13 protein-coding genes and 3 tRNA genes are annotated in these 14,232 nt (G+C 72.0%); 11 read left to right on the forward strand and 5 right to left on the reverse strand.

What is annotated here, in order from left to right; all coding sequences use genetic code 11:
* Nucleotides 1-8 precede the first annotated feature (8 nt).
* Nucleotides 9-1,454: an LVIVD repeat-containing protein gene (locus ACSC1Q_RS00375; RefSeq protein WP_436756607.1), complete on the forward strand. Its 1,446-nt coding sequence runs from the start codon at nucleotides 9-11 to the stop codon at nucleotides 1,452-1,454.
* 92 nt (nucleotides 1,455-1,546) lie between these two features.
* On the opposite strand, the gene ACSC1Q_RS00380 is transcribed toward ACSC1Q_RS00375, so the two are convergent.
* The 3 genes from ACSC1Q_RS00380 to ACSC1Q_RS00390 are packed head-to-tail and all read right to left on the reverse strand — an operon-like array spanning nucleotide 1,547 to nucleotide 4,285.
* On the reverse strand, nucleotides 1,547-2,377 hold the full coding sequence (locus ACSC1Q_RS00380; RefSeq protein WP_436756608.1) for an aminotransferase class IV: 831 nt from the start codon (nucleotides 2,375-2,377) through the stop codon (nucleotides 1,547-1,549).
* Nucleotides 2,374-3,393, reverse strand: coding sequence for a chorismate-binding protein (locus ACSC1Q_RS00385; protein WP_436756609.1), 1,020 nt, complete (start codon nucleotides 3,391-3,393; stop codon nucleotides 2,374-2,376). Before ACSC1Q_RS00385 ends, ACSC1Q_RS00380 begins: the two co-directional genes overlap by 4 nt.
* Before the next feature lie 4 nt (nucleotides 3,394-3,397).
* A complete protein-coding gene (locus tag ACSC1Q_RS00390) occupies nucleotides 3,398-4,285 on the reverse strand; it encodes a LysR family transcriptional regulator (protein ID WP_436756610.1) in 888 nt (295 codons plus the stop codon).
* Nucleotides 4,286-4,358: 73 nt separating this feature from the next.
* Between ACSC1Q_RS00390 and ACSC1Q_RS00395 the strand changes: the two genes are divergently transcribed.
* A complete protein-coding gene (locus ACSC1Q_RS00395; protein ID WP_436756611.1) occupies nucleotides 4,359-5,618 on the forward strand; it encodes an NAD(P)-binding domain-containing protein in 1,260 nt (419 codons plus the stop codon).
* 6 nt (nucleotides 5,619-5,624) lie between these two features.
* Here ACSC1Q_RS00395 and hutH read toward each other — a convergent pair whose 3' ends face one another.
* Nucleotides 5,625-7,172, reverse strand: a complete 1,548-nt coding sequence (gene hutH, locus ACSC1Q_RS00400; RefSeq protein ID WP_436756612.1) for a histidine ammonia-lyase — start codon at nucleotides 7,170-7,172, stop codon at nucleotides 5,625-5,627.
* Between the two features lie 153 nt (nucleotides 7,173-7,325).
* On the opposite strand from hutH, the gene ACSC1Q_RS00405 reads away from it, so the two are divergent.
* The 4 genes from ACSC1Q_RS00405 (at nucleotide 7,326) to ACSC1Q_RS00420 (ending at nucleotide 8,072) form a co-directional block, all read left to right on the forward strand.
* Nucleotides 7,326-7,397 (forward strand) — tRNA-Gly (locus ACSC1Q_RS00405).
* Between the two features lie 27 nt (nucleotides 7,398-7,424).
* Nucleotides 7,425-7,495, forward strand: a tRNA-Cys gene (locus ACSC1Q_RS00410).
* A 14-nt stretch (nucleotides 7,496-7,509) separates the two neighbouring features.
* Nucleotides 7,510-7,584: transfer RNA gene (locus ACSC1Q_RS00415), tRNA-Val, on the forward strand.
* Between the two features lie 350 nt (nucleotides 7,585-7,934).
* Nucleotides 7,935-8,072 (forward strand): hypothetical protein, encoded by a 138-nt coding sequence (locus ACSC1Q_RS00420; RefSeq protein WP_436756613.1) that lies wholly within the window; start codon nucleotides 7,935-7,937, stop codon nucleotides 8,070-8,072.
* Between the two features lie 704 nt (nucleotides 8,073-8,776).
* Here the strand turns inward: ACSC1Q_RS00420 and rfbC are convergent.
* On the reverse strand, nucleotides 8,777-9,376 hold the full coding sequence (gene rfbC, locus ACSC1Q_RS00425) for a dTDP-4-dehydrorhamnose 3,5-epimerase (RefSeq protein WP_436756614.1): 600 nt from the start codon (nucleotides 9,374-9,376) through the stop codon (nucleotides 8,777-8,779).
* A gap of 412 nt (nucleotides 9,377-9,788) precedes the next feature.
* Here rfbC and ACSC1Q_RS00430 point away from each other — a divergent pair, with 412 nt between their 5' ends.
* The 5 genes from ACSC1Q_RS00430 to ACSC1Q_RS00450 all read left to right on the forward strand — a co-directional run bounded on the left by ACSC1Q_RS00430 (nucleotide 9,789) and on the right by ACSC1Q_RS00450 (nucleotide 14,088).
* Complete coding sequence (locus ACSC1Q_RS00430) at nucleotides 9,789-10,184, forward strand: response regulator (protein ID WP_436756615.1); 396 nt, start codon at nucleotides 9,789-9,791, stop codon at nucleotides 10,182-10,184.
* Nucleotides 10,177-11,955 (forward strand): sensor histidine kinase, encoded by a 1,779-nt coding sequence (locus ACSC1Q_RS00435; protein WP_436756616.1) that lies wholly within the window; start codon nucleotides 10,177-10,179, stop codon nucleotides 11,953-11,955. The genes ACSC1Q_RS00430 and ACSC1Q_RS00435 overlap by 8 nt, the downstream gene beginning before the upstream one ends.
* Nucleotides 11,927-12,616 carry a response regulator transcription factor gene (locus ACSC1Q_RS00440; protein WP_436756617.1) on the forward strand — a complete coding sequence of 230 codons (690 nt, stop codon included), beginning with the start codon at nucleotides 11,927-11,929 and terminating at the stop codon, nucleotides 12,614-12,616. The genes ACSC1Q_RS00435 and ACSC1Q_RS00440 overlap by 29 nt, the downstream gene beginning before the upstream one ends.
* Nucleotides 12,617-12,803: 187 nt before the next feature.
* Nucleotides 12,804-13,400 carry an LGFP repeat-containing protein gene (locus ACSC1Q_RS00445; protein ID WP_436756618.1) on the forward strand — a complete coding sequence of 199 codons (597 nt, stop codon included), beginning with the start codon at nucleotides 12,804-12,806 and terminating at the stop codon, nucleotides 13,398-13,400.
* 28 nt (nucleotides 13,401-13,428) lie between these two features.
* On the forward strand, nucleotides 13,429-14,088 hold the full coding sequence (locus tag ACSC1Q_RS00450) for a peptidoglycan-binding domain-containing protein (protein WP_436756619.1): 660 nt from the start codon (nucleotides 13,429-13,431) through the stop codon (nucleotides 14,086-14,088).
* Nucleotides 14,089-14,232: the final 144 nt, after the last annotated feature.

Here is a 14,232-nt window from a genome sequence, read left to right on the forward strand (position 1 = left end):
CTTCAATAATGGGGCAAGTGGACCGACGTAATGGGGGCACCGTGCGACCGACCGTGGCATTCGTCCTGGCCGCGCTACTTCTCGTGGCGGGGTGCGGGGCGGATCCGACCCCCTCCGCCTCGCCACCGTCCGAAGCGGCCGCGCCCACCACGGCCCCGGCCACCCCGGAGGGGTCCCCTGGCGTCCCGGAGAGCCCCGCCTCCGGGATCTCGGGGGACGGTACGCACAGCGACAACATCACGCACCTGGCCAACGTGCCCCCCGGCGCCCCGCTCAACGGGCCCCAGTCGTGGGGCACCGACCTGGCCTTCCAGGACAACTACGCGTTCGTCGGCAACTTCGACGGCTTCAGCGTCTTCGACATCTCCGACCCGTCGAGCCCCTCGGTCGCGAGCCAGGTCCTCTGCCCCGGCGAGCAGAACGACATCTCGGTGAGCGGGAACCTGCTGTTCCTGTCGATCGACTCCGCCCGGGGCGGCCCGGAGTGCGACGCCCAGCGCGGTGAGCCGGAGGCGGACGGCTGGGAGGGCATCCGGATCTTCGACATCACGGACAAGACCCGTCCCACCTTCGTCTCGGCGGTCCGGACCGACTGCGGCTCGCACACCCACACCCTCGTCCCCGGCAAGAGCCCGGACACGGTCTATCTCTACATCTCCTCCCCCGGCCCCGAGCCCGGTACGACGACCTGCCCGCCCCCGCACAACAAGATCTCCGTGGTCGAGGTGCCCGTCAAGGCCCCGAAGAACGCCAAGGTGGTCTCGCAGCCGGCGCTCTCCGAGAAGGCCGTCGAGGGGGCCATCGGCGGCTGCCACGACCTCACGGTCTATCCGGAGAAGAACCTCGCCGCCGCCGCCTGCTTCGGCGACGGGATCCTGCTGGACATCGCCGACCGGGTCAACCCCAAGGTGCTCCAGCACGTGAGCGACAAGGAGAACTTCGCCATCTGGCACTCGGCGACGTTCAACAACGACGCCACCAAGGTCGTCTTCGGGGACGAGCTGGGCGGCGGCGTGAGCGCGACCTGCGACGCCAACACCCCGAAGACCAAGGGCGCCAACGCCGTGTACGACCTGAGCGAGGACCGCGAGCTCACGCTCCGCGGCTATTTCAAGATCCCGAGGGAGCAGTCGCCCGAGGAGAACTGCGTCGCGCACAACGGGTCGCTGCTGCCGGTGCCGGGCAAGGACATCATGGTCCAGTCGTGGTATCAGGGCGGGGTGTCCGTCTGGGACTTCACCGACGCGGCCGAGCCCCGGGAGATCGGCTTCTTCGAGCGGGGCCCGGTGCCCGGGGTCGGCGGCTCGTGGTCGGCGTATTACTACAACGGCCACATCTACTCAAGCGACATCACCAAGGGCCTGGACGTGCTCCGCATCGACGACCCGCTGACCGATCCGGCCGCCAAGGTGAGGCTCAAGGAGCTGAACGCGCAGACCCAGGTGTCCTACTAGCCCGCCGGACGATCTGGCCCGCCGGACGATCGGCCGGTTCCGGTGAGGGCGCGCCCTCACCGGAACCGGGAACCCCGGGAACCGGACCGGGCTCAGGGGTTGAGGTCGGCGGCGGAGCGCTCGGCGAAGATCTGCATCGCCTTGGCGGTGATCGGGCCGGGCGCGGCGGGCAGCACGGTCCGGTCGACCGCGCGGATCGGCTGGATGTCGCGGGTGGTGGAGGTCAGGAACGCCTCCTCGGCCTCGTACAGGGCCGAGAGCGGGACGTCCTCCTCGATGCCCCCGCACCACTCCAGGGCGAGCGCGCGGGTGACCCCGGCCAGGCAGCCCGAGGCGAGCGTGGGGGTGAGCAGCCGCCCGTCGCGTACGACGAAGATGTTGCTGCCGGTGCCCTCGCAGAGGTCTCCCGCGAGGTTCTCGAAGATCGCCTCGCCGCCGCCCCTGGCCTTGGCGAAGAAGAGGGCCTTGGCGTTGTCGCCGTAGGAGGTGCTCTTCACCCCGGCGAGCGCGCCGCGCTCGTTGCGCGGCCAGGGCACGACGGTGACGTCGGCGGTGGCCGGGAACGCCTTCTGCTCGTCGACGATCACCACGGTCGTGCAGCCCTGGTCGCCCCGGTCGGAGCCGAGCGGCCCCGGGCCGCTGGTGTAGGTGACCCGGACGCGGCCGAGCCGCCACGGCGGGGCCTCGGCCAGGCAGGCGCGGATCCCGTCGGCGATCGCGTCCACGTCGGGGTCGGGCAGGTCCATCCGCCGCGCCGAGAGCGTGAGCCGGTCGAGGTGGCGGGTGAGCGCGAACGTGGCGCCGTCCATGCACTTGATCGTCTCGAACACGCCGTCACCGACCATCAGGCCGTGATCGAACACCGAGACGACGGCCCGATCCGGGGCGATGAGTGCCCCGTTAAGCCATATAGGTACGTTCATACGACTCCTTCTGAACCTGATGTTGATGCCAGCGCGATGAGCCGGGAGGCCTTCAGCTCGGTCTCGTCCCACTCGCGTCGCGGATCGCTACCCCAGGTTATGCCCGCGCCCGTGCCGAAGCGGATCTCGTCGGACGACAACCAGAACGTGCGGATCCCCACGGCCAGCGACGCCCGGCGCCGGTCGGCGTCGACCCAGCCCACGGTTCCACAGTAGGGCCCGCGCGGCTCGGGTTCGAGCTCATCGATGATTCGCAGGGCCGAGGATTTCGGGGCCCCGGTCACCGACCCGGGCGGGAAGGTCGCGGAGAACAGCTCGGGCCACCCGTACTCCGGCGCGAGCCTCGCCCGGACCGTGGAGACCAGGTGCACGAGACCGGGGTGCTCCTCCACCTCGCACAGGGCCGGCACGCTCACCGAGCCCACCGCGGCGACCCTGCCCAGGTCGTTGCGGACGAGGTCGACGATCATCACGTTCTCCGCGTAGTCCTTCTCCAGCAGGTCCCCGGCGGTGACCCCGGTCCCCTTGATCGGCCTGGACTCGATCACGTCGCCGTCCCTGGACAGGTAGAGCTCCGGGGAGGCCGACACGACGCTCAGCCCCGGCAGGCTCACCGTGGCCGCGTAGGGGGCGGGGTTGCCCTCCGCCAGCCGTACGGCCAGGGCCGTCGGGTCCGGCGCCTCCCCGGCGGGGAGCGGCGCGCTCAGCACCCGGCACAGGTTGGCCTGGTAGACGTCGCCCCGCTCGATGCGGGCGCGGACGCGCCGCACCCCCTCCTCGTACGCGGCCCGGTCGAGGGAACTGCGCCACGACGACGGGTGCGGCCCGCGCCAGGGGCCGCGCGGCACGGGCAGCGGCGCCCGGCGGACGTCCCCGAACCTGGCGCACGTCACCTTGCCCTCGTAGTCGACCACGACGGCCCACCAGCCCTCGCCGTCCAGCGCGGCGAGATCGGTGGTGAGATCCCGGAGGCCGGTGGCCAGATATCCGGATATATGCGCAAAAGAGTCATGCACCGCCCTATTCTCCCGCCCGTCCTGCCAGCAGCCGCACGAGGGTGCGGGCGGCGGGCAGCGGGGTGGGCGGCAGGGCCGCGTAGACGGTCCTGCGCGGGGCGAGGTCCCCGAGGGAGCGGAGCACCAGGTCGGCCGGTACGGCGTACGCGGCGATGGCGGGGACGAGCGTGACGCCGTGCCCGGCCGCGACGAACCCGAACTTGCCCGTCCACTCGGCGATCCTGACCGTGGCGCGGGGCGCGAACCCGGCGCGGGCGCAGGCCGCGGCGAGCGCGGTGGCCCGGCCCGGCGGGGGCGCCTCGATCCAGGTCTCCTCCCGCAGCTCGCGCAGGTCGACGATCTCCTCCGCCGCCAGCCGGTGATCGCGGGGCAGCGCGACGAGCAGCTCGTCGTCGGCCAGCTCGACCATCTCGATCTCCTCCTCGCGGGGCAGCTCGGCCGGGTAGTCGCTGACCACCGCGACGTCCAGGCCGCCCTCGCGCATGCGGCGCAGCAGGCTCCCGCTCGGCCCCTCGACCGGGACGAGCTCGACCTCGGGGAAGTCCTCGCGGAACGCGCGCAGGGCGCCGGGCACGAGCGCGACGTTGGCGGTCGCGAAAGCCCCCACCCGCAGCCGCCCCCGGTAGCCGCCGTGGATCCCGGCCAGCTCCTCCTCCGCCCTGGTCAGCCGGTTCAGGACGACCTGGGCGTGGTGGTGCAGCGCCTCACCGGCGGGCGTGAGCCGCACCCCGCGCGGCAGCCGCTCGAACAGCGGGCCGCCCGCGCGGTGTTCGAGCGCGGCGATGCGGCGGGACACGGCGGACTGGGTGTAGTTGAGCCCGGCGGCGGCCGCGGTGAACGACCCGGTGCGGGCCACGGTGTCCAGCAGGCGCAGTCCTTCGACGTCGAACACATTCCCTCCTCGCATGGCTCACATGCAATCTAGTCGCTGGTGGAATGCCTGCCGGGTTCGTAGCGTGGAGCGCATGATCTCCTTTCTCGGTCTGGGGCGCATGGGCGCCCCGATGGCCCGGCGGCTCGTGACGGCCGGGTACGCGGTGAAGACGTGGAACCGCACCCCTCGCGCGGTCGAGGGTGCCGCCCCGGCGGCGTCGCCCGCCGAGGCCGTGACGGGCGCGGACCTGGTCGTCACGATGCTCAGCGACCCCGCGACGGTACGGCGGGTGCTCGCGGACGCGGCACCGGGGCTGCGGCCGGGGACGGTGGTCGTGGAGATGTCGACGATCGGGCCCGAGGCCGTGGCCTGGCTGCGCGACCTGCTTCCCACGGGGGCGGGGCTGGTCGACGCGCCGGTCCTGGGCAGCGTGGGACCGGCCGGGGACGGCACCCTGACGGTGCTGGCCGGGGGCCTGCCGGAGGACCTGGCCCGCTGCCGGAAGGTCCTGGAGGTGTTCGGCCGGGTGCTGGAGGTCGGCGGCCCCGGCGCGGGCGCGGCGATGAAGCTCGCCGTCATGGGCGCGCTGGTGCCCGCCCAGGTGCTGCTCGCCGAGACCGTCGCGTACGCGAGGGCCACCGGGGTGGACACCGCGACCCTGCTGGACGTGCTCGGCGGCACCCCGCTGGGACCGCTCGTCGAACGGGTCCGCCCGGCCGTCGAGAGCGGCCCGTACGAGACGCGCTACGCCCTCGGCCTCGCGGCCAAGGACGTGGGGCTGGCCGCGCACGGGACCCAGACCCTCGCCGCCGCGGCCGGGACCAGGCTGGCGGGCGCGGTGGCGGCCGGGCTCGGCGGGGCGGACCTGACAGCGATCTTCGCGCACGTCGCCGCGGCCGGTCCCACGGGGGCGGACCGGCCGGAGCGGGTGGGTCAGGGCGTGCCGGAGGGCCGTACCGGCGTGGAGAGGCTGAACCCCGCCACGGTTCCCGCCACCAACGGGTTCTACTCCCACGCCACCAGGGCCGCGGGCCTGCTGTTCGTCTCGGGGCAGGTGGCGCTGGACGAGGAGGGGAAGGTGGTCGGCGAGGGGGACATGACGCGCCAGTCCGAGTACGTGATGGACCTGCTGTCACGCGTCCTCGCCGACCAGGGCTGCACGTTCGACGACGTGACCCACATCCGGAGCCACGTCACCGACATGTCGCTGCTGGGAGAGTACGGGGCCGTGCGCAAGCGTTTCATCACCGGCGAACCCCCGGCCAGCACGACCGTGGAGGTCTCGGCGCTGTTCCGGCCGGGGCTGCTCATCGAGGTGGAGGTGATCGCCGCCCTCCCTTCGGGCCGGTGACGGGCTTTACGACAGGGGGCCGGTGACCGTCTCGGCGGCGGCGACGACCGTGTTGGCCGCGACGAGCTGGACCACCGTCTCGATCTCCGGGGCGAGGAAGCGGTCGGGGCCGGGGCCGGGTACGGACTGACGCAGCACGTCCACCACGGCCCCGGTGGCCGGGGCGGGCCGCAGCGGGGCGCGCAGGTCCAGGGCCCGCGCGGCGGTGAGGACCTCCACCGCGAGCACCCGGGTGAGGCCGTCCACCGAGCGGCGCAGCTTGCGCGCGGCCGACCAGCCCATGGAGACGTGGTCCTCCTGCATGGCGGAACTCGGGATGGAGTCGACGCTCGCGGGCGCGGCCAGGCGCTTGAGCTCGGAGACCACCGCCGCCTGGGTGTACTGGGCGATCATGTGGCCGGAGTCCACGCCGGGGTCGTCCGCGAGGAAGGCGGGCAGGCCGTGGCTGCGGGCCACGTCCAGCATGCGGTCGGTGCGACGCTCGGAGATGCTCGCCATGTCGGCGACCGCGATGGCCAGGAAGTCGAGCACGTAGCCGACGGGGGCCCCGTGGAAGTTGCCGTTGGACTCCACCCGGCCGTCGGCGAGGACCACCGGGTTGTCGATCGCGGAGGCCAGCTCCCGCCCGGCGACCAGGGCGGCGTGCGCCAGGGTGTCGCGGGCCGCCCCGGCGACCTGCGGGGCGCATCTGAGGGAGTACGCGTCCTGGACGCGGGTGCAGGTGCCGTCCCGGTGGGAGTCCATGATCTGCGAGCCGCCGAGCAGGGCCCTCAGGTTGGCGGCGCTGGCCGCCTGCCCGGGGTGCGGGCGCAGGGCCTGCAGGTCGGCGGCGAAGACGCGGTCGGTGCCGAGGAGCGCCTCCACGCTCATGGCCGCGCTCACGTCGGCGGTCCTGAACAGGCGGGCGAGGTCGTCCATGGCGAGGATCAGCATGCCGAGCATGCCGTCGGTGCCGTTGACGAGCGCGAGCCCCTCCTTGGCCACCAGCTCCACGGGCTCGATGCCCGCCCGCTTGAGCGCCTCCGCGGCGTCGGCCCGCTCCCCCGCGGCGTCGCGGACGACACCCTCGCCCATGATCGTCAGGGCCACGTGGGAGAGCGGCGCGAGGTCGCCGGAGCAGCCGAGGCTCCCGTACTCGTGCACGACGGGGGTGATCCGCGCGTTGAGCAGGCTCTCCAGCACCCTGGCCGTCTTCGGGCGCACGCCGGTGTGGCCGGTGGCCAGGGTGTGCAGGCGCAGCAACATCATCGCCCGGGTGACCTCGATCTCGACCTCGGGTCCCGAACCGGCGGCGTGCGAGCGTACGAGGGATCGCTGCAGCTGGGCGCGGAGCGAGGGGTCGATGTGCCGGGTGGCGAGGGCGCCGAACCCGGTGGAGACGCCGTAGGCGGGGGTGGGGCTCTCGGCCAGCTCGTCCACGCGGGTGCGGGCCGCCGCCATGGCGGCCACGGCGTCGTCGCCGAGGCGTACGGGGGCGCCGTGCCTGGCGACCCTGACGACCTCCTCGAAGCTCAGCGGCTCGGGCCCGATGTTCACGACCTCGTCGTCGCGCATGCTGTCAACTCTCTCGCGTAGGGTGAAGCCGTGGTAACTGGTGAAACCCTTGCTGGCTCCTTACATCTCAAGATACCGGTCGTATTCGGTTTGGGGAGTCGCCGGGTATTCGCTAGAGTTCTCAGCGTGAGTCCGGGCCGGTCCCGGAGACACGCGGAAGTGGCTCAGTGGTAGAGCATCACCTTGCCAAGGTGAGGGTCGCGGGTTCGAATCCCGTCTTCCGCTCGGAAAAGGGGCATCCGCCCCCCACTCGGTGGAGTGGCCGAGAGGCGAGGCAACGGCCTGCAAAGCCGTCTACACGGGTTCAAATCCCGTCTCCACCTCTGGTTTTCAGCGAGGACGATTAGCTCAGCGGGAGAGCGCTTCCCTGACACGGAAGAGGTCACAGGTTCAATCCCTGTATCGTCCACCATCCATCAAGGATCGAACGAAACGGCCGCCAAAGCCCCAGCCCGGGGGCCTTGGCGGCCTTCTTGCTTCTCTGGGTGGCTGCCGTTGATCAGTGTTGCCTCCTGTCCCGGTGCCACGCCCACTACCTGCGAAAACTCGTACACCACCTCCGTGGACGCAGCCGAGCCCTGCCGGGCGAGAACCCCCCGAGGGGTCGATTGATCTCGCGCGGCTGGTCAGTGTGCACGGTGTTCGAACGTCGATCATTCACTACGTGGAGCTGCACCTTCGCGGCCATCGGCCGCTTCCGTTCCGCGAGAGGACCGCTTCGAGCTGATCGCGCACAGTCGCGACGGCTGGGAGGTGGCGAGCGTGACCGTGGGGTCGCGGTCCGGCTGCTTCGTGGTCTCGCCGCCCTCGGCGGGGGTCACGACCCGGATGGTGAACGCCGACCAGCCGCACGCGGTGGTGGACCTGATTCTCGCCGCGCTCCCGAGAGGGACAGCGTGAACAAGGGTTCCGAGGATTCTCCGGGCCTTTTTCGATCCTGGAAAGTCGCGGGGTGCTGGTTCGAGAACCCCCCTGGGCAGGCTTCTCCTTGGCCTCGGAGATCACGTTCATCGCCTCCGCGCCCTGCGTGACCTCTGGGCCGAGCTGGAGGCGATGGACAGACTCCACGGCCCGGGCGCCACCGCGATCCGCGCACGCGACCGCGCCGTCCGCGCATGCGACTCATGCCCGAACAGTAGACCGGGCGCCGCGTTCCCCGCCTCCTCCGCGGAGAGGGGTCCGGGGCTACTCCACCGGGAGTGGCCCCGGGGGCGCCACATACCCGGGGCCGGGTCCGGAGCATCCGCCGATGCGACGCCCGGGAACGGGCGGATCGGCGACCATCGACGCACCGGACCGGCCGGCGACATCGGTTCACCGGGCCGGTCGACGCCGCCGGCTCAGCGGTCCGGTCACCCGCCGGAGGCCGCGGACCGGGCCACCGGAACCGAAGCCGGGGCCGGAACCGGTACCGGTGCGAACCGGCACCGGCAGGGCCCGGACGGTCGCGCGAGGATCACCCTGATCCGGGCGGCGATGTCCCGACCACCCACGAGGGGAAAGACGGCGGACGGCGAACGCCTTCCGATACGTGACTCCCGTCACGGCCCTCGTCGCGGTGGGGGCACCGCTCCGCGCTCGGGGAGTGGCGGTGCGGCGCCGCCTCAGGCGCGGAGCCCGGCGTAGAAACGGCGGCACTCCTCGTACGCCGGGAGCAGGCCGCGCCGCCCGGCCTCGGCGAGGGAGGGCGCCGTCGCGTCCTTGGCCGACAGCAGCGGCGTCGTCCCGCCCGGCCAGCCGATCGCCAGCTCGCCGTCGAAGGGGTCGACCCCGTGCTCGCGTCCCGGCGCGTAGCCCTCGGAGCACAGGTAGACCACCATCGCCTCGTCGCTCAGCGCCATGAACCCGTGCCCCAGCCCCTCCGACACGTACACCGAGCGGTGGTCGGCGTCGTCCAGCACCACCGACTCCCACCGCCCGAACGTCGGCGACCCCACCCTCAGGTCGACCACCACGTCGAAGACCGATCCGCGCACACACTTCACGTACTTGGCCTGCCCCGGCGGGACGTCCGCGAAGTGCACCCCCCGCACCGTCCCGCGACGCGACACCGAGAGGTTCGCCTGTGACAGGGCCAGCCCCTGCCCCGTCGCCCCGCCGAACGTCCCGCCGTGGAACCACTCGTGGAAGCTCCCTCGCTCGTCCACGAACACCTCCGGCTCGAAGACCCACGCACCGTCTATACCGAGCGGACGCACGCCCATGTGCCTGCCTCTCCCTCCGAGATCACTCCCGCTCCCGGGTGACGGCTCTCGCCGGGACCGTTCCTGAGACGGGACCGTTCCTGAGACGGGACCGTTCCTGAGACGGGACCGTTCCAGGGGCCGATGAGCCGATTGTCACGGATGTGTGCCAACCGAACGGACGATCCGGGCAAGCTGGCCACTTCTGGTCATCAAACACCGCCGGAGTGTCCCGGGCGGCCCAGCGTTCCGAAGCCGCGGGCTGGGCTTGCCCCGTTTCTGCGGACACCTTCGGCGTGGTGGTCAGGCCGTGTACGCGGCCTCGTGGCCGGCGGGACCACGGCAACCGAGGCCGCCGGGCCATCGGGTCGCCGGGTCGCGTATCGGGGCCAGCACGGATGCGCGAAACGGCGGAACGCGTCACAGTTACGCTGTGCCCCCGGAACGTCTGCTGATCGTCGACGACGACCCGCTCTTTCGCGCCGTCGCCCGCGATCTGCTCGGCGGCGAACGATTCGCCGTCGTCGGCGAGGCGGCGAGCGGCCTCGGCGGGCTCGACGCGACCCGGCGGCTGAGCCCGGACGTGGTTCTGCTGGACGTTCAGCTGCCCGACGCCAGTGGGTTCGACGTCTGTCCCGCGATGGTGGAATCCGGCGCGGCCGTCGTACTGACCTCGATCAGGGACGCCTCGTCCTACGGATCGCTCATCGGGCGGAGCGGGGCCCGGGGCTTCGTACTCAAGGACCACCTGTCCGTCGCGGCGCTTTCCGCGGTTCTCGGTGAAAGCGTTGAAAGCGGCGAAAGCGGCGAAAGCGGGCCGGATGGCTGACGCGTCGGCGGAGGGGCGGCCCCGGTGGTGGGAGTCCGACACGGTGATCTGGTGTGTCGCGGCGGCCGGGCTCCTCCTCGGCACCTACACGACCACCGCCGCCGCCCTGTATCCGGCGTCCCACCCCTTCCGCGTCGTCATGCACGCGGTAACCGGCGTCCTGTACCTGTCGGCCGGTGTCGTCGCGCACTACAGGTACAGCGCGAACGCCATCGGCCCGATGATGCTGGTCGCCGGGATCGCGATGTTCGCCGAGGACCTCCAGCTGTCGGACGAGGCGTGGCCGCACACGATCGGCCAGTTCCTGGTCGCCTTCTCCGGCGCCGTGGTCACGCACCTGCTGCTGATGTTCCCCACCGGGCGGCTGGAGACGCGGGTCCAGAAGGCCCTGATGGCCGTCGCCTACGCGTTCGCGGCCCAGATGGGCGTCGCGGTGGCCTTCTTCATGGACCAGACGTCGGACGACGATCACACCCCGCCGGGCATGCTGTTCGTCCGCGAGCACCCGGTGGTCGGCGGGCTGGCCGAGGACACCTCCCAGGCCGCCGCCACGGTCGTGGCCGTCGGGCTGATCGTCGCGCTCCTCCGCCGCTGGATCACCGGGCGCCTGCTGATGCGCCGGCTCCTGGCGCCGGTGATCCTGCTCGTGCTGGCCACCGGGTTCGTCGCGGTGATCGGGCTGATCCTGAACGCCGGCCCGTTCCCCAGGGACAGCGCGGTTCGCGACGGGCTCCTGCGGTTCTACGACGTCATGTACGCCTCGGTCCCCCTGGCCCTGCTCGCCGGCACGCTGTACTTCTATCTCGGCAACGGCGCGGTCAACCGGCTGCTCAACGAGATGCGCGCCCTGACCCGGGCCGGCGACGTCGAGAAACTGCTGGCGAGGTCACTGCGCGACGATTCGCTGCGTCTCGCCTACCGCGCGCCGGCCGGTTTCCTGGACGCCGGGGGAGCCCTGGTGAAGGTCGAGCCGTGGCAGGCCGTGACCTCGGTCGGCGGCCCGCGCGAGGCGGTGCTGATCCACGACGCGCTGCTGAGGGAGGACCCGAAGGTCCTGGACATCGTGGCGGCCGCGGCCGGTCTGGCGCTGACGAACCAGTCGCTGGCGGCGACGGTGGAGGCCCAGCTCCAGGAGGTACGCCGGAGCCGGGCGCGCATCCTCGCGGCGGCCGACAAGGAACGCAAACGCATCGAGCGCAACCTGCACGACGGGGCGCAGCCGTTGCTGACGGCGGCCAAGTTACGCATCGACATGGCACGCGGCGCGCTCAGGACCGACCCGGACAAGGCCGACGAGCGGCTCGTCCAGGCGCTTGAGAACGTGCAGCAGTCGATCGAGGAGATCCGGATCCTGGCGAGCGGCCTCTATCCGCAGCTGCTGACCACGGCGGGCCTCGTGACGGCCGTACGGGAACTGGGGCGGCAGTGTCCCGTCCCGGTCACCCTGGACCTGGACGCGCTGCCTCGGCTGGATCCGCTGACCGAGGCGTCGGTCTACTTCGTCGCCGCGGAAGGGCTGACGAACGCGATGAAGCACGCGCACGCGACACGTGCCCGCATCGAGGCGCGGGTGACCGGCGCCGACGTGACCCTGAGCGTCGTCGACGACGGCCGGGGCGGCGCCACCGTCTCGCCCGGCTCGGGCCTGGCGCGGCTGGCCGACCGGGTCGCGGCGGCGGGCGGCAAACTGACGTTGTCCAGTCCCGCGGGCGGCGGGACCAACCTTGAGGCGGTAATCCCCCGTGAACCTCCCGCACCCACCCCCGCCTGACCCGGCGGCTCCCCGGGTCGTCGTCGCCGAGGACTCCCCGCTGCTGCGCGAGCTGTTCGTCGACGCGTTGCGTGAGTCGGGCATCGACGTCGTGGCCGACGCCGGTGACGGGCCCGGCCTGATGGACGCCGTGGCCCGTCATCGGCCGGACGTGGCGGTGGTCGACATCCGGATGCCGCCGCTGGGCGAGACGCAGGGACTGCGCTCGGCGGTGGAGCTGCGCGCCGCCGACCCGCGCCTGGGCGTGCTCCTGCTGTCGTCCCAGCTCCAGACCCGCGATCTGTTCACCCTGATGGGCAAGGACGGCCGTGGCGTCGGCTACCTGCTGAAGGACAAGGTCGCGGGGGTGGAGGCACTCGCCGAGGCGGTCCGCCGGATCCACCTGGGCGAGTACATCGTCGACGCGGACGTGGTGGCCGACATGATGCGCCGCAGGGGCGGTGCGCGGCTGCCGCACCTGACCCAGCGCGAGAGGGAGATCCTCGCCCTGATGGCCGAGGGCCTGTCGAACAGGGCGATCGCCGCACGGGCGAAGGTGATGCCGCGCACGGTGGAGGCGCACATCAGTCACCTGCTCAGCACGCTCGACCTGCCGGTCGCGCCGGACTACCACCGGCGGGTGCAGGCGGTCCTCGCCTACCTGCGCGGCGAGATCGGCTGACTCGCGCCCCCGCCCCTCACCCCTGACCTCCGTCCCTGGACCGTGCCAACACCTCCGTGCCCGCACGCATGTGCGACGGCCGTCCGCGCCCGACCATGAGGAAGGCGAGACGACACCGACAGGCGGGAGAGATCGGATGCCGTATCCAGGCAGGCCGGGCGTACGGAAGACCCGGACCGGAAGAATCATGGCCGCCCTGCTCACGGCGGCGGTCGCGGCGGGGGCCCTCGCCGGTCCCGCGCGGGCCTCCACCACCGGTGGCGCGTGTGACGCCTCCCTGGTGGCGGGGCCGGGCAGCCTCATCGGCGGACTGTGGCGCTCCAACGGCGGTGAGAACAGCGTCTACGGCTGCCCCGTCACCAGGGAGTCCGGCTACCCCGACAAGCGGGGATCCTGGCAGCGCTTCCGCAACGGCCGGATCGGCTGGTCCCCCAACCTCGGGAACAACACCCTGGTTCGCGTCTACCTGAAGGGAGACAGGATCGTCTTCAAGTGGAGTGGCCTGGGTCGCGACTGGGACTTCTTCAACGTCCGCTGGAACAAGAACGGCGGCAGGGCCACCGGGGTCAAGACCGGCCGGCTGTCCCCGTGGAGCGGCCAGTACCTGATGTCGCCGTCGAACTGCGTCGGGGAAGGCCGCGAAGAGGCGTGCACCACCACCAACGGCGGCCTGGTCGACAGATTCGCCTTCACCGTCCAGGGCTGTGACAACACCGGCGTGTTCCAGCTCGGGTCCGACTGCGGCCCCTGGAGCATTCCCGTCTCCATCGGCATCGCCCGCTGATCCGGGGTCCGAAGTGTCCAGGTGGATAGTGGGAATCGCACTTCTGGGCGTTCTGCTCATGGGCTCGGGGCTCACTCCCGGGTCGCCGATCGACGCCGGGCTGGGTGCCTGCCCTCCCTTGCGGGCGGGCCAGTCCGACCCGGTCGGCGGGAAGGACTGCGTGCGCATGCTCCAGCGGAAACTGCGCGACAGGGGCTACTCGGACCAGCAGGTGGACGGCAGGTTCGGGCCGCGTACCAGGGCGAACGTGGTGGCCTTCCAGAGGGCCTCCGGGCTGCGGCCGGACGGCACGGCCGGTCCGCGGACCCTGGCGGCGCTGGCCGGCGGCTCCGCGCCCCTCGCTCTCGCCGGGCTGGACCTGGGCTCGCCGGACTGCCGGAACGACGTCTGCCATTTCGTCGTACCCCGGGGTGCCACCCGTCAGGCGGGGAAATGGCTGGCGAACAATCCCGAACGTGCCGTGAACGTGTCCGCCGACCTGCTCGCGTACCGGGTGTGCGGCGCGGCCAGGATCGCGGCGATCGCCAGATTCGGCTGCGGGAAACTGGTGGAGAGGGAAGCCGCCGATTTCGTCGCGACGCTCAGGTCGGCCGCCGGGAGGAACGCCTGTGTGCGGATCTCCGCCGGCCTTCCCGGTGGCGGGAACCCGAGATTCCTCAGGTTCGCCTCCGTGACATGCCGGAGCTGAGGACACCTTCGCGCCCGCCGATCGCCCCGGACGTACGGCGTCCGGGAGACCGGCGCGCGGGAGACGGCGACCGGTGCGCCGGGGGTTCGCGAGCCGCTCGGAAGAGCGCCGCTCGGGAGTGCGCCGCTCGGGAATGCGCCGCTC

Origin of the sequence: Streptosporangium heterodermiicola, assembly GCF_051390675.1 — a bacterium.
In the GTDB taxonomy this organism is placed as follows: Bacteria; Actinomycetota; Actinomycetes; order Streptosporangiales; family Streptosporangiaceae; genus Streptosporangium.

Bases quoted from the DNA above. Each gene is read 5' to 3' on its own strand.
- ACSC1Q_RS00395 (WP_436756611.1), top strand. From the start codon at position 4,359: ATGATCTCCTTTCTCGGTCTGGGGCGCATGGGCGCCCCGATGGCCCGG.
- hutH (WP_436756612.1), bottom strand. From the start codon at position 7,172: ATGCGCGACGACGAGGTCGTGAACATCGGGCCCGAGCCGCTGAGCTTC.
- rfbC (WP_436756614.1), bottom strand. From the start codon at position 9,376: ATGGGCGTGCGTCCGCTCGGTATAGACGGTGCGTGGGTCTTCGAGCCG.
- ACSC1Q_RS00445 (WP_436756618.1), top strand. From the start codon at position 12,804: ATGGCCGCCCTGCTCACGGCGGCGGTCGCGGCGGGGGCCCTCGCCGGT.
- ACSC1Q_RS00435 (WP_436756616.1), top strand. From the start codon at position 10,177: ATGGCTGACGCGTCGGCGGAGGGGCGGCCCCGGTGGTGGGAGTCCGAC.
- ACSC1Q_RS00375 (WP_436756607.1), top strand. From the start codon at position 9: ATGGGGCAAGTGGACCGACGTAATGGGGGCACCGTGCGACCGACCGTG.
- ACSC1Q_RS00380 (WP_436756608.1), bottom strand. From the start codon at position 2,377: ATGAACGTACCTATATGGCTTAACGGGGCACTCATCGCCCCGGATCGG.